The sequence below is a fragment of the Streptomyces tanashiensis genome, assembly GCF_014648895.1.
Classification (GTDB): domain Bacteria; phylum Actinomycetota; class Actinomycetes; order Streptomycetales; family Streptomycetaceae; genus Streptomyces; species Streptomyces tanashiensis.
This window is the reverse complement of sequence record NZ_BMRZ01000009.1, coordinates 192,678-210,844: the sequence shown is the minus strand read 5'-3', so window position 1 is coordinate 210,844 and position 18,167 is coordinate 192,678. Positions and strand designations below refer to the sequence as shown.

The window sequence follows — 18,167 nt, the reverse complement described above, 5'->3', positions numbered from 1 at the left end:
GAGGGAGACAGACGACGATGGCCGACCGCGTCACGGTGATCGGCTGGGACGGCTCGCCCCTCACCGCGGCGGCCCGGTCCGCGCTCTCCGCAGCGACCCTCGTGGCGGGCGCCGCCCACCACCTCGCGCTGCCCGAGGTGCCCCCCGGCGCCGAACGCATCCGCCTGGGCAGCGTCGACCTCGCCGCCCGCCGCATCGCGGGACACCGCGGCACCGCCGTCGTCCTCGCCGACGGAGACCCCGGATTCTTCGGCGTCGTCCGCACCCTGCGCGCGCCCGAGCACGGCCTCGAGGTCGAGGTCGTCCCCGCCGTCTCCTCCGTCGCCGCCGCCTTCGCACGGGCCGGCATGCCCTGGGAGGACGCGCGGATCGTCGTCGCCCACCAGCGCACCCTGCGCCGCGCCGTCAACGTCTGCCGCGCCCACCCCAAGGTCGCCGTCCTCACCTCGCCGGGCGCGGGGCCCGCCGAACTCGCTCTCCTCCTCGAAGGCGTCCACCGCACCTTCGTCATCTGCGAGGAGCTCGGCACCGACCGCGAACAGGTCTCCGTCCTCACCTCGGACAAGGCCGCCGACCACGCCTGGCGCGACCCGAACGTCGTCCTCGTCATCGGCGGCGCGGTCGGCGGCACCCCTGCCGCCCCCTGGCTGATGGGCCAGGACCCGGCCGCCCGGACGGTCCGCGGCTGGGGCCTTCCCACCGAGGAGTACGACTCCGAGGGCGAAGGCCCGGGAACCGGCCGGGCCCGCCCCGGCGCGGGCACCGACCCCGCCCTCCGAGCCGCCCAGCTGGCCCGCCTCGGGCCCCGCACCGGCGACCTCGTCTGGGACATCGGCTGCGCGGGCGGCGCCTTCTCCGTCGAGGCCGCCCGCTTCGGCGCCGCCGTCATCGCCGTGGACACCGACCCGGCGGCCTGCGCCCGCACCGAACGGGCCGCCCGCCGCCACGGAGTCCTCCTCCAGACCGTCCCGGGACGCGCCCCGCACGTCCTGGAGAGCCTGCCCGAGCCCGACGTCGTACGAATCGCGGCCGGCGGCGTCCCCGTCGTCACCGCCTGCACCGACCGGCGCCCGGAGCGCATCGTCGCGCACGCCTCCACCCGCGACGAGGCCGAGGCGATCGGCGCCGCCCTCGCCGACGGCGGCTACACCGTCGAGAGCCTCCTCCTCCAGACCGTCGGACTCGACCCGGACGACTGGTCGGAACGCGAGCGTTCGGTCGTGTTCCTGCTGTCCGGACGCAGGATCGACCGAGCCCCGTGACCCGGCCGCCCCACCGGGGCAGGGTAGGCTGGCCGATTGTTGTACCGCACCGGGACGTTCGGCACTCTGTTCGTCAATGTCCCGAATGGGTGGCCGCTTTGCGCCACTGACGTGGTACGCGACCAGGGGGGACCGCGCGACGTGGCGCAGTCCACAGCGCACCGTGGCAAATCTCCCTGCCACGATGGCCGAGGGCCGCGACAATGTGTGGGTGTCCGCGTGTGCTTCGTGCCGCGCGGCGCGCACGCTCGTTCTTGTCGACGGGCGCAGGTCTGAAGGAGCACAAGCGATGGGCGAGGGGTACGCATGACGGACACCGGCCAGGTCCCGGGCGAGGGGCTGCCGGAGAACGCAGGCATGGTCGAGCAGCCGGGCATCCCCGCTCCGGGCGCGTACACCTTCCTGGACCCCTCCGAGCACACCACCGAGGACGACGACCTGCTCCTGATGCCGGGCGCCCAGGGCGCCTGGAGCGAGCACCCGCCGGGCGTCGTGCCCGCGCCGCCGGTCGCCGTGCCGCCGCCGCACCTCGTCCCGAACCAGGGCGTGCCGCACGCGGCCGCCCCGGAGGCGGCCGCCCCGATGGGCGACCCGCTCACCGACCCGCTGCCGGACCCGCTCACGGGCCCGCTCCCCGACGGGGTCGCGCTCGCCGACGTGCTGACCGCCCCGCAGGGCCAGACCCCGCCGCAGGGGGTGCACCTCGGCACCCCGGCGCACGGCGTCCCGGTGGCCCCGCAGGAGCCGGTCCTCACCGAGCACGGCTACGAGCCGGGCATCCTCGACACCGGCGCCCACGAGGCGGCCGGCCGTGACACCGGCTCCGTCGACCTCGGCGGCGTCCGCGTGCCCCCGCCCGCCACGGCAGCGACCCCGCCGCCGGCCCGGCGCCCGCTGCACATGGGCCCGCCGGTGCCCGACGCCACCGGTGGCGTCGTGCTCTCCCTCGCCGACCGCGGCCCGGCCGCCGCCGCGCCCGCACCCGTGCCGCAGCCCGCACCGGCCCCCGAGCCGGTCGTGGCCACGGCCCCCGCCCCGATGCCGCTGCGCAACCCGGGCCCGCCGACCACCGGCCCCGAGTACTTCGAGATCGCGCAGGACCAGCAGCTGGCCCCGCAGGGCGCCGAGCCGTGGGTCGCGCAGCCGCAGGAGCAGCCCGCGCCGCAGGCACCCGCAGAAACGGTCGTCCCGCCGACGGCCCAGTTCGTCCAGGTCGAGGGCTCCGTCCCGACGGCCCCGCACCTGGCCCCGATCCCGGCGCCGGAGGCACCCCAGGCCGTCGAGCCGCAGGCCCCGGCCGCCGAGGAGCCCGCCGCCGAGACGCCCGAGGTCCCGGAGACGCCCGAGGCGTCCGAGGCCCCGGAGGCGCCCGAGGTCCCCGAGGCGCCCGCCGCCGTCGTGGAGACGGCCCCCGAGACCCCGGAAGAGACCCCCGAACCCCAGGCCACGGTCCCCGCCCCGCGCGAGGCCGAGCCCGCGGCCGAGGTGGTCGTACCGGTCCAGGAGACCGAGCCGCAGGCCGCCGAACCGGCCGCCGAGGCCCCGGCCGAGCCCGCGCAGCCCGTGGAGGAGCCCGCCCCGGTCCAGCAGGCCGAGGCCGAGGTCGCCGAAGCGGCGCCCGCCGAGGCCCCGGCGCCGGAGCCGGCGGAGGAACTCACGGAGCCCGCGCCCGTCGAGGGTCCCGTGGAGATCCCTGCCGAGGTCCCGGTCGAGGCCCCGGCCCAGCCGCAGGCCGAAGCCCCGGCCCAGCCGCAGGCCGAGGAGCCGGCCGAGGCCCCGCTGGAGGCCGTGGCCGAGGAGATCCCGGTGGTCGCCGAGGACGCTCCGGCGGAGAGGGCCCCCGAGCCGGAGGTTCAGGCCGCCCCCGAGGCGCCGACCGCCGAGCAGCAGGACCTGGAAGCCCAGGCTTCCGACGCCCCGGCCCCGGCCCCCGAGGCGCCCGCCTCCGAGGCCGGCGCCCCGGAGCCGGAATCCCCGACGGCGGAATCCCCGGCGGCGGAAGCCCTTGTGGCGGACGCCCCCGAGGTGGACGCCCCGGCCCCCGGCTACGACGACGCCGAGCGCGAGGCGGTCCTCCGCGTGATGCGCGAGCGCCGTGACATCCGCAACGGCTTCCGCAGCGACCCGATCCCGCACGAGGTGCTCCTCCGCGTCCTCGAAGCGGCCCACACGGCGCCCAGCGTCGGCCACTCGCAGCCCTGGGACTTCGTGGTCATCCGCTCCGCCGAGACCCGGCAGACGATGCACGAGCTGGCCCAGCGTCAGCGCGAGGCCTACGCCAAGTCGCTGCCGAAGGCCCGGGCGAAGCAGTTCAAGGAACTGAAGATCGAGGCCATCCTCGACACCCCGGTGAACATCGTCGTGACCGCCGACCCGACCCGGGGCGGCCGCCACACGCTGGGCCGCTACACGCAGCCGCAGATGGCCCCGTACTCCTCGGCGCTCGCCGTCGAGAACCTCTGGCTCGCGGCCCGCGCCGAGGGCCTCGGCGTCGGCTGGGTCAGCTTCTTCGACGAGCGCGAGATGGTCCGTACCCTCGGCCTTCCCGAGCACCTCGAAGTGGTCGCGTACCTCTGCGTGGGCTACGTCGACGAGTTCCCCGACGAGCCCGAGCTGATGCAGGCGGGCTGGTCCAAGCGCCGCCCGCTGGCCTGGGTCGTCCACGAGGAGACGTACGGCCGCCGCGCCCTGCCCGGCGAGGAGCCGCACGACCTCCTCCAGGAGACCGTCGCCAACATCCGCCCGCTGGACGCGAAGGCGCTCGGCGAGGCCTGGGAGCGCCAGAAGCGCATGACCAAGCCCGCGGGCGCCCTGGGCATGCTGGAGATCATCTCCGCGCAGCTCTCGGGTCTCTCCCGCGTCTGCCCGCCTCCGATCCCGGAGCCGGCCGCCGTGGCGATCTTCGCCGGCGACCACGGTGTCCACGCCCAGGGCGTCACCCCGTGGCCGCAGGAGGTCACCGGCCAGATGGTGGCCAACTTCCTGGGTGGGGGAGCGGTCTGCAACGCCTTCGCGAACCAGGTCGGCGCCGAGGTCTGCGTCATCGACGTGGGCGTGGCGTCCGAGCTCCCGGCCACGCCCGGCCTCCTGCCCCGCAAGGTCCGCCCGGGAACCGGCGACTTCACCACCGGCCTCGCGATGACCCGGGACGAGGTCCTGGCGGCGATCGAGGTGGGCATCGAGACGGCCCGCGACCTCGTGGCAGCCGGCAACAAGGCACTGCTCACGGGCGAGATGGGCATCGCGAACACGACCGCGTCCGCCGCGCTGATCTCGGTCTACACCGGCGTGGACGCGGCCGAGGTCACGGGCCGGGGCACCGGCATCAACGACGAGACGCACGCCCGCAAGGTGGACGTGGTCCGTCGCGCGCTCGACCTGCACAAGCCGGACCCGGCCGACCCGATCGGCGTCCTCTCGGCGATCGGCGGCCTGGAGCACGCGGCCCTGGTCGGCCTGATCCTGGGCGCGGCCTCGCTCCGTACCCCGGTGATCCTGGACGGCGTCTCCACGGGCGCGGCGGCCCTCGTCGCCCGCGCCATCGCCCCCGAGTCCCTCGCGGCGTGCATCGCGGGCCACCGCAGCGCCGAGCCGGGCCACGTGGCGGCCCTGAACAAGCTGGGCCTGCGCCCGCTGGTGGACCTGGACCTCCGCCTGGGCGAGGGCACCGGCGCCCTCCTCGCCCTCCCGCTGGTGCAGAGCGCGGCACGCGCGATGCACGAGGTGGCCACGTTCGACTCGGCGGGAGTCACCGAGAAGTAGCACCCCGGCGCGTCCCCCACCCACTCAGGGAAGTGGGGGACGCGCAGGAACCGGGTTCGGGACGTAGAGCGTGATGTGTGGCGCGTAAGAAGCGTCCAGGAATTCGGTGGCCCCGCAGGCGCCGTAAGTCATGCAGTCCCGAACACGGTTCCGGAGCGGCCCCCACGTCAGGGACGTACAACGGGGAGATCCGTCACAGCGTGACAGGGCCCCGTCACCGATATCGTGGGGGTGGGCGACCGAGCCCCGTCCCACCAGCCGCTTCACCGCCGCAGCGGCCCCGCACATGCCACGCCCCGAGGAGCCGCTCACCCATGGCAGAGAACGCCGAGCACCCCGCCTACCCCGTCGGCCTGCGCCTCGCCGGCCGCCGCGTCGTCGTCCTCGGCGGCGGCCAGGTCGCCCAGCGCCGGCTCCCGGCCCTGATCGCCGCGGGCGCCGAGATCACCCTGATCTCGCCCTCCGCGACCCCGTCCGTGGACGTGATGGCGGAGACGGGCGAGATCACCTGGATCAAGCGGAGGTACGAGGAGGGCGACCTCGCGGACGCCTGGTACGCCCTGGTGGCGACCACGGACCCGACCGCGAACGCCGCCGCCTCGGCCGAGGCCGAGCGCACCAGGACCTGGTGCGTACGAGCGGACGACGCGGAGGCGGCGACGGCCTGGACCCCGGCCACCGGCCGGGACGCGGGCGTCACGGTGGCCGTGCTCACGGGCCACGACCCCCGCCGCTCCGCCGCCGTGCGCGACGCGATCGTCGAGGGTCTGCGCGACGGTTCGATCGCCGCGCCCGCGCACCGCTCCCGCACCCCCTTCGTCGCCCTGGTCGGCGGCGGCCCGGGCGACCCGGACCTGATCACCGTCCGGGGCCGCCGACTGCTCACCGAGGCGGACGTGGTCATCGCGGACCGGCTCGGCCCCCGTGACCTCCTGGACGAGCTGCCGCCGCACGTCGAGGTGATCGACGCGGCGAAGATCCCGTACGGGCGTTTCATGGCCCAGGAGGCCATCAACAACGCCCTCATCGAGCACGCCAAGCAGGGCAAGTCGGTGGTCCGCCTCAAGGGCGGCGACCCCTTCGTCTTCGGCCGGGGCATGGAGGAGGCCCAGGCCCTCGCGGCGGAGGGCATCGCCTGCACGGTGGTCCCGGGCATCTCCAGCTCGATCTCGGTCCCCGGCGCGGCCGGCATCCCGGTGACGCACCGAGGGGTGGCCCACGAGTTCACGGTGGTCAGCGGTCACGTGGCCCCCGACGACCCGCGCTCGCTGGTCGACTGGGCGTCCCTGGCGAAGCTCACGGGCACGCTGGTGATCCTCATGGGCGTCGACAAGATCGGCAAGATCGCCGAGGCGCTCATCGCCCACGGCAAGAACCCGGACACCCCGCTGGCCCTGGTCCAGGAGGGCACCACGGCGACGCAGCGCCGGGTGGACGCCACGCTGGCGACGGTCGCGGAGACCGTGAAGGCGGAGGAGGTCCGCCCGCCGGCGGTCATCGTGATCGGCGACGTGGTCACCGAGGGCCCGGACAGACTGACGAAGTAGCGCGAGGCCCGAACCAGCAGGAGACGGCCGAGCAACCGGGGGTGGCCGCCAGCAGGCCACCCCTCCGCACACATTGGCACCACACCCCGGACAAGGCAGTATCACCTCGTGGCCGAACTCATCACGATCGACGACCCCGACGACCCGCGCCTGCGCGACTACACCGGCCTGACCGACGTCGAGCTCCGCCGCAGGCGCGAGCCGGCCGAGGGCCTGTTCATCGCGGAGGGCGAGAAGGTCATCCGCCGGGCCAGGCAGGCCGGGTACGAGATGCGGTCGATGCTGCTGTCCGCCAAGTGGGTGGACGTCATGCGGGACGTCATCGACGAGGTCCCGGCGCCGGTGTACGCGATCCAGCCGGACCTCGCCGAGCGGGTCACCGGCTACCACGTGCACCGGGGCGCGCTGGCCTCGATGCAGCGCAAGCCGCTGCCGGAGGCCGCCGAACTGCTCTCCGGCGCCCGCCGTGTGGTGATCATGGAGTCGGTGAACGACCACACCAACATCGGCGCCATCTTCCGCAGCGCCGCCGCGCTCGGCATGGACGCGGTGCTGCTGTCCCCGGACTGCGCGGACCCGCTGTACCGGCGCTCGGTGAAGGTGTCGATGGGCGCGGTGTTCTCCGTCCCGTACGCCCGTCTGGAGAGCTGGCCCCGCGGCCTGGAGACCGTACGGGAGGCGGGATTCAAGCTGCTCGCGCTGACCCCGGCGGAGAAGGCGACCTCGATCGACGAGGCCGCCCCGCACCGCCTGGACCGGGTGGCGCTGATGCTCGGAGCGGAGGGCGACGGCCTGTCCACGCAGGCCCTGCGCGCCGCCGACGAGTGGGTGCGCATCCCGATGGCCCACGGAGTCGACTCGCTCAACGTGGGCGCGGCGGCGGCCGTCGCGTTCTACGCCGTGGCGACGGGCCGCCCGGAGTCCTAGCCGGGCCTTCGGCCGGGCCCACGTCCCGAGGGGGCCCCGCGGCCCGGCGCACGACCCGACCCGACCTGACCCACGACCGAAGCGGCACCCCGGCCGGCCCTACCCCTGAAGGGCCTGCGCGGCGGCGATGCCCAGGGCGACCACCAGGGTCACGACCACGAAGACGAAGAGCCGCTGCCGCAGCAGCCGGGGGTTGGCGGGGCGGCGGCCCGTCGACGTGGAGCGCGCGCCGGGCCGGGTCCCGGGACGGGACTGGGGTCCGCGCGAGCCACCGGTCCGGGGCCCGGCCGAGGACCGGGACGAGGCACCGGTCGCACGCCCCTGCCCCCGCTCACGCTCCCCGCCGCGCTCACCGCGCTCGGGACCCCGCTCCCCGCCGCGCTCCGGCCCACGGCCGGGCACGTCCCGCTCGGTGTACCGCTCGGTCGGCCGGACGGTGTTCCGCTCCTCGGCCCGTTCCCGCTGCACGGGCGGCCGGGAGACCGGCAGCCCCTGGGCCTCGCGCGCCGCGATCTCCTTGAGCCGCATCGACAGCTGCAGCGTGCTGGGACGGTCCTCCGGGTCCTTCGCGAGACAGGCCCTGATGAGCGGCGCCAGCGCGTCCGGCACCCCGTGCAGCTGGGGCTCCTCGTGCACGACGCGGTACAGCATGACCTCGGAACTGCCGTGCCCGAAGGGCGAGTCGGCCATGGCCGCGTACGCGAGGGTGGCACCGAGCGAGAAGACGTCGGTGGCCGGGGTGACGGCCGCACCGCGCACCTGCTCGGGGGCGAGGAAGCCGGGCGAGCCGACGGCCGTGCCCACATGGGTCAGGGTGCTGGCCCCGGTGGCCCAGGCGATGCCGAAGTCGATGATGCGGGGGCCCTTGGGGGAGAGCAGGATGTTCGAGGGCTTCAGGTCGCGGTGCACGACCCCGGCCTCGTGGACGGCGACGAGGCCCTCCGACAGGGCGGCCCCGATCGAGGCGACGTCGGCGGCGCGCAGCCCGCCCTCCTCGGCGACCCGGTCGTGCAGCGAAGGTCCGGGCACGTACTGGGTGGCGAACCAGGGGCGCTCGGCCTCCAGGTCGGCGGCGACGAGGCGGGCCGTGCAGCCGCCGCGGATGCGCCGGGCCGCCGACACCTCGCGCGCGAACCGCGAGCGGAACTCCTGGTCCTCGGCCAGGTCGGGCCGGATCACCTTCAGCGCCACCCGCTGGCCGCGCCGGTCGGACCCCAGGTACACGACGCCCATCCCGCCGGCCCCCAGCCTGCGGTGGAGCCGGAACGACCCGACGATCCGCGGATCCTCGCGCCGGAGCCGCATCATCGCCATGTCCGTCCCCTCGTCCGTTCGACGTGGCACAGCTTACGTAGTGGCGCCCGTACGCGCTCATAGGCCGCGCCCTCGCACCGGGATCGATTGTCAGTGCTGAGGGGGAAGGCGGGGGAGGGGCGTCCCTGGATGCGGCGCCCAACCCCCGGTCAGGGAAACCCACTTGACGAGCGGCGCCGGATCCGGCGGAAGGGCTCGGGGGCGGGTTCGGGGGACCGGTCCAGGGGTTGCGGGGCCCGCCCGGGAACACGGGGCCCGGGGAAGTGAGCGAAGTCACGCCGCCGCGCCCGTTCCGCGCGTCCCCTCCGGGAAGACCCGGGGTTCCGGACTCCCGTCTCCACCCAGGGGAGTACGCCGCACGGGCGGGCGTCATCCTCCGGGAGGCCCGGAAGTCGGTACGCGGGCATGACGTCCCGGCGCCCCCCGCTCCCTAGTGTTGAGGTCAAGCGGCGGGTGCAGCACTCGTCCCCCGAGGTCACGCACCCGCCGCGCCGGAACACGACAGGAGAGGAACCATGGCCTACACGGCACCGCGGACGACCACCCGGCCCTCGGGCCGCCGTCACCCCCTGGTGGCCACGGCCATGGTCCTCCCTCTCGCGGCCCTGCTCGTGGTCGTCTTCGGCGGCTGGGAAGCGGTGGTCACACAGGCGTCGTCCGTGGGCGTGATGCTGGGGCGCTGAGAGGCGCCCCGGACCCGGGAGAGCGGCCCGGGTCGGGACATCCGGCCTTCAACCCCGTGGGGACGGGGGTGCGGCGGACGGCAGCGTGGGGCCGGTCAGCTGGGGAGCTGACCGGCCCTCGCGCGTTCCCGACGGGCTTCGTCCGCCCAGTGAATCCGCCCAGTGAATCCGCCCAGTGAATCTCGCCGGTGACTCCGGCCGGTGAATCCGCCCGGTGGATCCGGCCGGGGCACCCCGTACGCTCCGGGAGTGGACTCAGCACCCCCGACCTCTTCCGCCTCGCCGCCGCTCCACGGCCTCGCCGCCCTCGCCCGTGCGGCGGCTCACCCGGCGGACGCCTCCTGCCGTTGCCCGAGCGGTCTCGTCGGGGTGCTGGCCGACCGGGACGACGGGACCGTCGTACGGCACGGGGCTCTCGTCGCCAAGGCGCACGCGCCCGGCACGGACCCGGAGGAGCATCGCGCACGGCTCGCGCTGGCCGCGCACCGGGACGTCGACGGCGTCTTCCTGCCGCCCCTGCCGCTGCCGGGGTCCGGCTCCGACGCGCTGGACGGCCGCCCGGTCACCCTCTGGCCGTACGGTCCGCCCGTGGACCCGGAGGACCCCGACGACGCCCCGTGGGAGGAGGCGGCACGGCTCCTCGCCCTGCTGCACCGCACCCCGCCCCCGCCGGGCGGCGCCGGACGTCTCCCGGACATGCGGGCCCCCGCGAAGGCGGCCCTCGCCGTGGACCGGATGCGCCGCACGGCTCCGGACCACCCGGCGACCGGTACCGTCCTGGACGCCTGGCGGACGGTCCCCGAGGCCCCGGCGCCGTACCGGCTGCTCTGTCACGGCGACTTCCACCTCGGTCAGCTGGTCCGGGCCACCCGCCCCCCGGCCGGCCCGGAGGCCGGAGCGCCGGTCGACGCCCCCACCGCCTGGCGGCTCATAGACATCGACGACCTCGGCCTGGGCGACCCCGCCTGGGATCTGGCGCGGCCCGCGGCCTGGTTCGCCGCGGGGATCCTGCCGCCCGAGATCTGGTCCCGTTTCCTCGGCGCGTACCAGGAGGCCGGCGGCCCCGCCGTGGAGGCCGACCCGTGGGGCCGACTCGACGTGCCCGCACGGGCGCTGACGGTCCAGACCGCCGCGCTGGCCCTCGCCAAGTCCACGGTCGAACGCCGGCCGCTGGACGAGGTCGAGGAAGTGATGATCGACACCTGCGCCCGCATCGCCGGGCACCGAACCGGGTAGGCCCTTTCGGCGTCCACGTAAGGTGAAGCCACCATTCGAACGGCAATGTCAGGGAGTTGAGCCGAGCATGCAGTGTCCCAAGTGCCATGCGGCCATGCACACGTACAACCGCAACGGTGTCCAGATCGAGCAGTGCAGCGGTTGCCGGGGCATATTCCTGGACTACGGCGAGCTGGAGGCCCTGACCCGCCTGGAGTCCCAGTGGGTCCAGCAGGCCCCGCCCGCGCCCGCCCCGCCGGCCTACCCGGCGCAGGCCGCTCCCGCCGCGCCCGCCTGGGGCGCCCCGCACCAGGGCGGCCACCACGGTGGTCACCACGGCGGCCACTACCGTCAGCGTGGCTTCGGGCGGATGCTCTTCTCCTCCTGACCGGGCGCGAAGAAGCCCCCGGCCGCGAGCTGCGGCCGGGGGCTTCTTCCTGTGGTGCGCGATACTGGGATTGAACCAGTGACCTCTTCCGTGTCAGGGAAGCGCTCTCCCGCTGAGCTAATCGCGCGGGTACACCCGAGGGTGTCGGTACTGCGTGCGCGATACTGGGATTGAACCAGTGACCTCTTCCGTGTCAGGGAAGCGCTCTCCCGCTGAGCTAATCGCGCGGGCGCACCCGAGGGGTGCGTGAAGTGTGGTGCGCGATACTGGGATTGAACCAGTGACCTCTTCCGTGTCAGGGAAGCGCTCTCCCGCTGAGCTAATCGCGCGGGGGATCCGGAGATCCAGGATCCGAAGATCCAGTGGACGATACTGGGATTGAACCAGTGACCTCTTCCGTGTCAGGGAAGCGCTCTCCCGCTGAGCTAATCGTCCTTGGAGGTGGAGACGGGATTTGAACCCGTGTAGACGGCTTTGCAGGCCGTTGCCTCGCCTCTCGGCCACTCCACCAGGAGTGAATAGGGGGTTCGGGAAGATCCCCCACATCGAGCGGACGACGAGATTCGAACTCGCGACCCTCACCTTGGCAAGGTGATGCTCTACCAACTGAGCCACGTCCGCTTGTCGTTTCCGTTCCGCTTGCGCGTCCCGGCGACGTGTTGAACTCTAGCGGATTCCTGGGCCAGTACAAAAACGCGTTTCCGCAGCGTGCTGACCTGCGAGCCCTTCAGGGTGCCCGGCCGGGCCTCCCGGAGGGTTCGTGTGGCGTTCACTCGCCGTGTCCCCGGGGTGGCGGGGAGCCCCCGCCCCCTGCGCCTCCCACGCCTCTCGGTCCACGACCCCGTGCTCCCCCTCCGGCCGACCTAGACTCGATGCGTGCACGACCTTGCTCCTCTGGCCCGCTTCGGCGGCCTCGTCGCGACCGATCTCCGGGACGTCACCCACGACCCCGAGGCACTGGACTCCGCAGGCTTCTGGGCCGTCTGCGCGGACTTCGAAGGGCGCCTCACCTGCGCGCGCTTCGGGGACGTCCGGCCCGGCCCGGTCCCCGCGCCCGTCCCCGGCGGCTGGCGCGGTCCCGCCGCCGGTGACTGGACGTCCTCGCTCGACCGCGCCGCGTACACCGCGGGCGTACGGCGCGTGCGCGAGCACATCGCGCGCGGCGAGGTCTACCAGGCGAACCTCTGCCGGGTGCTGACCGCGCCGCTGCCGGACCCGGCGGCCGCCGACGTCGACGCCCTCACCGCGCTCCTGGCCCGGGGGAACCCCGCCCCCTACGCCGGAACGATCCGCCTGCCCGCGCACGGAGTGGAGATCGCCACCGCGTCCCCCGAGCTGTACCTGCGCAGGGAAGGGGCCCTGATCTCCTCCGGCCCCATCAAGGGGACCGGCCGCACCGCCGCCGACCTCCTCCCCAAGGACCACGCGGAGAACGTGATGATCGTCGACCTGGTCCGCAACGACCTGGGCCGCGTCAGCGAGACCGGCACCGTCGCCGTCCCGGAACTCTGCGCCGTCGAGGAGCACCCCGGCCTGGTCCACCTCGTCTCCACGGTCACCGGCCTCCTCCGTGAGGACGCCGGCTGGCCCGCACTCCTCGCCGCCACCTTCCCGCCCGGCTCCGTCACGGGCGCGCCCAAGTCCAGCGCGCTGCGGATCATCGAGGCCCTGGAGACCGCGCCCCGCGGCCCGTACTGCGGAGGCATCGGCTGGGTCGACGCCGACGCGGGCACCGCGGAGCTGGCCGTCGGCATACGCACCTTCTGGATCGACCGCGCCGAGGGCGTGCTCCGCTTCGGCACGGGCGCCGGGATCACCTGGGGCTCCGACCCGGAGCGCGAGTGGGAGGAGACCGAGCTGAAGGCGGACCGGCTCGTCGCGATAGCGTCGGGCGCCTACGAGTCAGGCGCCTCTGAGGCGAGCGGAAAGGCCACTTCTCGATGAAACTCTGGGTCAACGGCGGGCTGCACGACGCGGAGACCGCCCGGGTCTCCGTTCTGGACCACGGACTGACCGTCGGCGACGGCATCTTCGAGACGGTCAAGGCGGAGCGCGGCGAAACGTTTGCTCTCACGCTCCACCTGGAGCGGCTCACCCGCTCCGCCCGCGGCCTCGGCCTGCCCGACCCGGACCTCGACGAGGTCCGCCGCGCCTGCGCCGCCGTCCTGGAGGCCAACCCGATGGAGCTCGGCCGGCTCCGCATCACGTACACCGGCGGTCTCTCCCCGCTGGGCTCGGAGCGCGGCGACGCCGGGCCGAGCCTGGTCGTCGCCCTCGGCGAGACCGGCCGCCGCCCCGACTCCACCGCCGTGATCACCGTCCCCTGGACGCGCAACGAACGCGGCGCCCTCACCGGACTCAAGACCACCTCGTACGCCGAGAACGTCGTCGCCCTCGCCAGGGCGCGCGAGCGGGGGGCCTCCGAGGCGCTCTTCGCCAACACCGTGGGGCAGCTCTGCGAGGGCACCGGCTCCAACGTCTTCGTCGTGGTCGACGGCCGGATCCTCACCCCGCCCGTCTCCTCCGGCTGCCTCGCGGGCATCACCCGGGCGCTCGCCGTGGAGTGGACCGGCGCGGAGGAGACCGACCTGCCGCTGGACGTGCTGGAGAGCGCCGACGAGATCTTCCTGACCTCGACCCTCCGCGACGTCCAGGCCGTGCACCGGGTCGACGGCCGGGAGCTCGCGGCAGCGCCCGGCCCCGTCACCGCCAAGGCGATGCGGGTCTTCGACGAGCGGGCGGCCGCGGACCGCGACCCGAGGCTCGCGTAAATCCGGATGACGGGTGGCGGCAGGCTGGGTAGAACACCCGTGATGACCACCACCCTGCGGCCGTCCGAGCCGCTTCAGCAGTCCGCCGACGGCGGCCGTTCCCGCACCTTCGACATCTGTGTGAACAGCCGCCGGGTCGGATCCGTCCACCTCGCCACCGATCAGGCCTTCGGCGCCGCCTCCGGCCTGATCGAGCGCCTCCTGGTCGACGAGCCCGACCGGCGCCGGGGCCGGGGCACGGTGGCGGCGCTCGCCGCGGAGGAGGTGCTGCGCGGCTGGGGCTGCGGCGAGGTGCAGATCTCGGTGCCCGCGGAGGCGGAGGCCGCGCTGCGGATGGCCCGCTCGCTGGGGTACACCGAGCGCAGCCGGAACATGCGCAAGGAGCTGCCGTCCGAGCCGCCGAGGCTGCCGGAGGGCTTCGGGCACCGCCCGGTCACCGAGGCGGAGTTCGAGGAGTGGTCCGCGAAGTCCCGGGCCGCCTTCGCACAGAGCTGGATCGACCGCGGCGTCCCGGAGGAGCAGGCGCTCGCCAAGGCCGAGGACAGCGGCCGCCGCTTCCTCCCGCAGGGCCTCGCGACCCCGGGCGTCACCATCTCCGTCGCCGTGCGCGACGGGCAGGTCGTCGGCTTCCTGTGGGTCGGCCGACTGGAGCGCGAGCCCGGGAAGGGCACGGGCTTCGTCTTCGAGATCGAGGTCGCCGAGGAGCAGCGCGGGAAGGGGTACGGCCGGGGCCTCATGCTGCTCGCCGAGCACATCGCCCTGGAGGCCGGGGAGCGCCTGATCGAACTGCACGTGTTCGCGGGCAACACCCCGGCGATCCGGCTCTACGAGTCGCTCGGCTACCGCACGACGCTCGTCAACAGCGCGAAGCCGCTGATCTGACCCTCCTGGGGCCTGTCCTCCGGATCAGGGCCGGACGGGCACTAGCCCGCCAGAAGCCGGTCGGCGATCTCCTCGATCCGCTCCCGCAGGCCGTCCTGGCTCTGGCCGCCGTCCAGACGCTCGCCGCCGATGACGTAGGTCGGGGTGCCGGTGACCTTGATCGCCTTGCCCTCGGCCTCGTCGGCGTCCACGGTCAGCAGGTGCCGGCCGTCGATCAGGGCGGTGTCGAACTCCTCGGCGTCCAGGCCGAGTTCCGTCGCCACCTCCAGGAGGACCGGCTCGCCCCGCTCGCCGAGCTCGGCGGTCCTGGCGAGCAGCGCCTCCGCGTACGGCCAGCCCTTGCCCTGCTCGACGGCCTCCTCGGCGGCCTGGGCGGCGGCGTACGCGTGCTTGTGCTTGGCCAGCGGGAAGTGGCGCAGCTGTACGTCGAGCCGGTCGCCGTACTTCTCGCGGAGCGCGCGGACGTCGTCGAGGGCCTGGAAGCAGTCGGGGCACTGGAGGTCGAACCACGCCTCCAGGACGACGGGGGAGGCGGGTGCGGTGGTGGAGTCGTTCATGACAGCAGTCTCCCTCACCGGGACCTGGGGGTGCCCCGGGGAGGAGATCCCGGCCGGGATCACCCGGAGATCTCCCTGATACGGGGCTCGGGGCGTGGCCCCGGGGGGTCTCCGCGGTGCAGGATGGAAGGGACGTATCGGCCCCGCACCTGGAGGATCGCATGCTCGCCGAGACCATCTGTGCCGCGGTGTCCGCGGCGGGCCTGGGCATCGCCGCGATTTCGGCGTACCGGAAGAAGTTCCTGTCCGCCGCCCGGACCGCGGCCTACGCCCTGGTGCCGCTCGGTCTGGTGATGACGGGCGCGGTCGAGTGGATCGCCGACACGGCCTTCAGCCCGGTGGCCTGGGCCGGCTTCGGCGTACTCGGGATCGCCTGGTTGCTCTTCCTGTCCACCAGGGCCGTGGAGCGGCGTCGCGCCGGCCGTGAGGTGACGGCCGGGGGAGCCGATCCGAGAGCCGTGGCTCCGGCCGCTTCGGCGCCCTCCCGTGCCGTGACGGCTAAGCCGCAGGCCGGTCAGTCCGCCGGTGAGGACTTCAGCGACATCGAGGCGATTCTGAAGAAGCACGGAATCTGATCACTTCTGGCGATTCCGGTGTCCGTCCCCGTTCCCTGATCCACGGGAAGGGGTGAACGGCCCCCGCGGTGGGGCGTGTTGCGGGATTCGCCGGGTCCGGCGTGCGCGATCATCCCCCCGAGATGCTGGATACCTCGCGGGAGCCCGTGCCCGCCGCCACCGACGCCCCCGCCGAAGAGCCGCGCGGCTGCCTGTTCGCGCTCTCCCAGCCGCCGCTGATGATCTTCCTCGGGGTGATCGGCTGTCTGCTGATGATGGCCGCGGTGCACGATCTCTTCGTGCTCTGACGGGCCCGGGCCCCGGGCGGACCGGCCGCCCCGGGCGGGGCGCGTCAGCCCGCGGCCTCCTTGCGGCGCGCCCGGTACGCGGCCACGTGCAGACGGTTGCCGCAGGTGCGGCTGTCGCAGTAGCGGCGCGAGCGGTTGCGCGAGAGGTCCACGAAGGCCCGGCCGCAGTCCGGCGCCTCGCAGCGCCGCAGCCGCTCCTGCTCGCCCGCCACGACGATGAACGCGAGGGCCATGCCGCAGTCGGCCGCGAGGTGGTCCGCCACCGAGGCGCCCGGCGCGAAGTAGTGCACGTGCCAGTCGTAGCCGTCGTGGTCGGTGAGCTGGGGGGTGGTACCCGCACCCGCCACCAGCTGGTTGATCAGGGGAGCGGCGATCCGCGCCTCGGGGGCGGAGAAGACCGCCGCGAACTTCTCACGCACCTCGCGCACGGCGCGCAGGTCGTCGGGCCCGAGGTCGCCCACGCCGCTGACCTTGTGCGCGTGCAGGAAGTCGTGGAGCTCCGGGAGGTCCGCGAGCTCGTCGGCCCGCTCGCCCTGGGGCGCGGTGTTCATCAGATCGACGACGGTGTCGAGGGCGATCCGGGTGTCGTGGGGGATCAGCACGATTCGCTCCCTGGCCGGCCGCGGGCGGGCGCCCGCGGAATGGCGCTGACTTTAGCGCGCCCCGGAAAACGACACCGGCGCCCTCCACCGCGCCGGCTGCGCGGTGGGAGCGCCGGATCTCGTGCCTATGTGACTGACCGAGCGGCGCCGTCTCCCCGAGTCGGACGGCGCCGTGCGGCTCTCGGCCTGGCTCAGCTGTCGGCCAGGATGTGGGAGAGCTCCGTATCGAGATCGAAGTGCCGGTGCTCGGTGCCCGGTGGCACAGCGGCGTCGGTCCTCTTCAGGAACGACTCCAGGGCCCTCGCCGGGGCCTCGAGCAGGGCTTCTCCCTCGGGGGAGCTCAACGCGATGCAGACGACTCCCTGACCGTGACTACGGGACGGCCAGACGCGGACGTCGCCCGTGCCGGTGGGCCGGTGCAGCCCCTCGGCGAGAAGGTCGCGGGCGAAGACCCACTCGACCGTCTCTTCGGCTCCGGTGTGGAAGGTGGCGTGCACGGCATACGGATCGGCCGTGTCATACCGCAGGCCCGCGGGTACAGGCAGTGAGGACTCGCTCGACACAACGAGGCGCAGGTGCAGCTCGCAGCTGACCGTGGTGTTCATAAGCGCCAGGGCCTTTCGCTCAGTGTGCGCTCGGGGATTCGCACGTCGGCGAAATCGACATGCCACCTCCGGTGCCGTTGTAAACCCCTCTGTCGGTTTTGTGATCGTTCAGGTAGCTCGGATGGGGGCGTGTGACCTGCGGTAATACCGCCATTCCGGTGGGGGCTCCCCGTCCGGTAGGTTGGGGAGCATGAATGCGGAGAGTGACGAGCGCACCGGGGAGTCCGCAGGCGGCAAGGAAGCCGAACTGGGATCCCGCGCACCGGAGTTCATCAAGTCCCGGCGAGGCCTGCATCTGAGCTGGCAGGTCGGCGTCTTCATCGTGGGACTCGCCGTGGTCGGCGCCGGAGTGGTGATGCTGCCGCTCCCCGGGCCCGGCTGGCTGGTCATCTTCGGCGGCATGGCGATCTGGGCGACCGAGTTCGTCTGGGCCCAGCTCGTGCTCCGCTGGACCAAGCGCAAGGTCACGGAGGCCGCCCAGCGCGCCCTCGATCCCAAGGTCCGCCGCCGGAACATCATCCTCACCACCGTCGGTCTGGTGATCATCGCCGCGCTGCTCGGCGTCTACCTCTGGAAGTTCGGCCTCGTCATGCCGTGGAAGATCGACGAGTGACCTTCGGATGGTTCGGGAGCCCCGCTGACATGGGGTAATGTTTGCGGTGCGCCCGGGCGATTAGCTCAGTGGGAGAGCACTTCGTTCACACCGAAGGGGTCACTGGTTCGAACCCAGTATCGCCCACCACCCGGATCGAAGGCCCGGAGACGGAACACCGTCTCCGGGCCTTCGGCG

The 18,167-nt window shown here is 73.8% G+C and carries 17 protein-coding genes and 7 tRNA genes; 14 read left to right on the top strand and 10 right to left on the bottom strand.

Annotated elements, in window-relative coordinates:
• Window positions 1–17 precede the first annotated feature (17 nt).
• The 4 genes from cbiE to IE237_RS25525 all read left to right on the top strand — a co-directional run bounded on the left by cbiE (window position 18) and on the right by IE237_RS25525 (window position 7,498).
• Window positions 18–1,262, top strand: a complete 1,245-nt coding sequence (cbiE, locus tag IE237_RS25540; RefSeq protein WP_189804450.1) for a precorrin-6y C5,15-methyltransferase (decarboxylating) subunit CbiE — start codon at window positions 18–20, stop codon at window positions 1,260–1,262.
• A gap of 306 nt (window positions 1,263–1,568) precedes the next feature.
• Window positions 1,569–5,024, top strand: a complete 3,456-nt coding sequence (gene cobT / locus IE237_RS25535; protein ID WP_189804449.1) for a nicotinate-nucleotide--dimethylbenzimidazole phosphoribosyltransferase — start codon at window positions 1,569–1,571, stop codon at window positions 5,022–5,024.
• A 314-nt stretch (window positions 5,025–5,338) separates the two neighbouring features.
• Window positions 5,339–6,571 carry a uroporphyrinogen-III C-methyltransferase gene (cobA, locus tag IE237_RS25530; protein ID WP_189804448.1) on the top strand — a complete coding sequence of 411 codons (1,233 nt, stop codon included), beginning with the start codon at window positions 5,339–5,341 and terminating at the stop codon, window positions 6,569–6,571.
• Between the two features lie 108 nt (window positions 6,572–6,679).
• Window positions 6,680–7,498 (top strand): TrmH family RNA methyltransferase, encoded by an 819-nt coding sequence (locus tag IE237_RS25525; protein WP_189804447.1) that lies wholly within the window; start codon window positions 6,680–6,682, stop codon window positions 7,496–7,498.
• Window positions 7,499–7,597: 99 nt separating this feature from the next.
• On the opposite strand, the gene IE237_RS25520 is transcribed toward IE237_RS25525, so the two are convergent.
• Window positions 7,598–8,812, bottom strand: a complete 1,215-nt coding sequence (locus IE237_RS25520; RefSeq protein WP_189804446.1) for a serine/threonine-protein kinase — start codon at window positions 8,810–8,812, stop codon at window positions 7,598–7,600.
• A gap of 515 nt (window positions 8,813–9,327) precedes the next feature.
• Between IE237_RS25520 and IE237_RS25515 the strand changes: the two genes are divergently transcribed.
• The 3 genes from IE237_RS25515 (at window position 9,328) to IE237_RS25505 (ending at window position 11,098) form a co-directional block, all read left to right on the top strand.
• Entirely contained in the window at window positions 9,328–9,495 is a 168-nt protein-coding gene (locus tag IE237_RS25515; RefSeq protein ID WP_189804445.1) for a hypothetical protein, read from the top strand.
• A gap of 249 nt (window positions 9,496–9,744) precedes the next feature.
• The gene (locus tag IE237_RS25510; RefSeq protein WP_189804444.1) at window positions 9,745–10,731 is read left to right on the top strand and encodes an aminoglycoside phosphotransferase family protein; all 987 of its coding nucleotides are present in this window, start codon (window positions 9,745–9,747) and stop codon (window positions 10,729–10,731) included.
• Between the two features lie 67 nt (window positions 10,732–10,798).
• Entirely contained in the window at window positions 10,799–11,098 is a 300-nt protein-coding gene (locus IE237_RS25505) for a TFIIB-type zinc ribbon-containing protein (protein ID WP_189804443.1), read from the top strand.
• Between the two features lie 52 nt (window positions 11,099–11,150).
• On the opposite strand, the gene IE237_RS25500 is transcribed toward IE237_RS25505, so the two are convergent.
• The 6 genes from IE237_RS25500 to IE237_RS25475 all read right to left on the bottom strand — a co-directional run bounded on the left by IE237_RS25500 (window position 11,151) and on the right by IE237_RS25475 (window position 11,719).
• Window positions 11,151–11,225 (bottom strand) — tRNA-Val (locus IE237_RS25500).
• Between the two features lie 28 nt (window positions 11,226–11,253).
• A tRNA-Val gene (locus tag IE237_RS25495) sits at window positions 11,254–11,325 on the bottom strand.
• A 27-nt stretch (window positions 11,326–11,352) separates the two neighbouring features.
• A tRNA-Val gene (locus IE237_RS25490) sits at window positions 11,353–11,427 on the bottom strand.
• 34 nt (window positions 11,428–11,461) lie between these two features.
• Window positions 11,462–11,533: transfer RNA gene (locus IE237_RS25485), tRNA-Val, on the bottom strand.
• Between the two features lies 1 nt (window position 11,534).
• Window positions 11,535–11,608, bottom strand: a tRNA-Cys gene (locus IE237_RS25480).
• A gap of 38 nt (window positions 11,609–11,646) precedes the next feature.
• Window positions 11,647–11,719, bottom strand: a tRNA-Gly gene (locus IE237_RS25475).
• A 255-nt stretch (window positions 11,720–11,974) separates the two neighbouring features.
• Here IE237_RS25475 and IE237_RS25470 point away from each other — a divergent pair.
• The 3 genes from IE237_RS25470 to IE237_RS25460 are packed head-to-tail and all read left to right on the top strand — an operon-like array spanning window position 11,975 to window position 14,751.
• Window positions 11,975–13,042, top strand: a complete 1,068-nt coding sequence (locus IE237_RS25470) for a chorismate-binding protein (protein ID WP_189804442.1) — start codon at window positions 11,975–11,977, stop codon at window positions 13,040–13,042.
• Window positions 13,039–13,869 carry an aminotransferase class IV gene (locus IE237_RS25465; RefSeq protein ID WP_189804441.1) on the top strand — a complete coding sequence of 277 codons (831 nt, stop codon included), beginning with the start codon at window positions 13,039–13,041 and terminating at the stop codon, window positions 13,867–13,869. The genes IE237_RS25470 and IE237_RS25465 overlap by 4 nt, the downstream gene beginning before the upstream one ends.
• Window positions 13,870–13,911: 42 nt before the next feature.
• Window positions 13,912–14,751, top strand: coding sequence for a GNAT family N-acetyltransferase (locus tag IE237_RS25460; protein ID WP_189804440.1), 840 nt, complete (start codon window positions 13,912–13,914; stop codon window positions 14,749–14,751).
• A gap of 41 nt (window positions 14,752–14,792) precedes the next feature.
• Here the strand turns inward: IE237_RS25460 and IE237_RS25455 are convergent, their stop codons facing one another.
• Window positions 14,793–15,308 carry a DsbA family protein gene (locus IE237_RS25455; protein ID WP_189804439.1) on the bottom strand — a complete coding sequence of 172 codons (516 nt, stop codon included), beginning with the start codon at window positions 15,306–15,308 and terminating at the stop codon, window positions 14,793–14,795.
• 161 nt (window positions 15,309–15,469) lie between these two features.
• Here IE237_RS25455 and IE237_RS25450 point away from each other — a divergent pair, with 161 nt between their 5' ends.
• Both IE237_RS25450 and IE237_RS25445 read left to right on the top strand, forming a co-directional pair.
• A complete protein-coding gene (locus IE237_RS25450; RefSeq protein WP_189804438.1) occupies window positions 15,470–15,883 on the top strand; it encodes a hypothetical protein in 414 nt (137 codons plus the stop codon).
• A 122-nt stretch (window positions 15,884–16,005) separates the two neighbouring features.
• Window positions 16,006–16,170, top strand: coding sequence for a hypothetical protein (locus IE237_RS25445; RefSeq protein WP_189804437.1), 165 nt, complete (start codon window positions 16,006–16,008; stop codon window positions 16,168–16,170).
• 44 nt (window positions 16,171–16,214) lie between these two features.
• Here IE237_RS25445 and IE237_RS25440 read toward each other — a convergent pair whose 3' ends face one another.
• Both IE237_RS25440 and IE237_RS25435 read right to left on the bottom strand, forming a co-directional pair.
• Window positions 16,215–16,772: a CGNR zinc finger domain-containing protein gene (locus tag IE237_RS25440; RefSeq protein ID WP_189804436.1), complete on the bottom strand. Its 558-nt coding sequence runs from the start codon at window positions 16,770–16,772 to the stop codon at window positions 16,215–16,217.
• A 191-nt stretch (window positions 16,773–16,963) separates the two neighbouring features.
• Window positions 16,964–17,377 (bottom strand): SsgA family sporulation/cell division regulator, encoded by a 414-nt coding sequence (locus tag IE237_RS25435; protein WP_015032345.1) that lies wholly within the window; start codon window positions 17,375–17,377, stop codon window positions 16,964–16,966.
• A gap of 190 nt (window positions 17,378–17,567) precedes the next feature.
• Between IE237_RS25435 and IE237_RS25430 the strand changes: the two genes are divergently transcribed.
• On the top strand, window positions 17,568–17,990 hold the full coding sequence (locus tag IE237_RS25430; protein WP_189804435.1) for a TIGR02611 family protein: 423 nt from the start codon (window positions 17,568–17,570) through the stop codon (window positions 17,988–17,990).
• A 54-nt stretch (window positions 17,991–18,044) separates the two neighbouring features.
• Window positions 18,045–18,119: transfer RNA gene (locus IE237_RS25425), tRNA-Val, on the top strand.
• Window positions 18,120–18,167 lie beyond the last annotated feature (48 nt).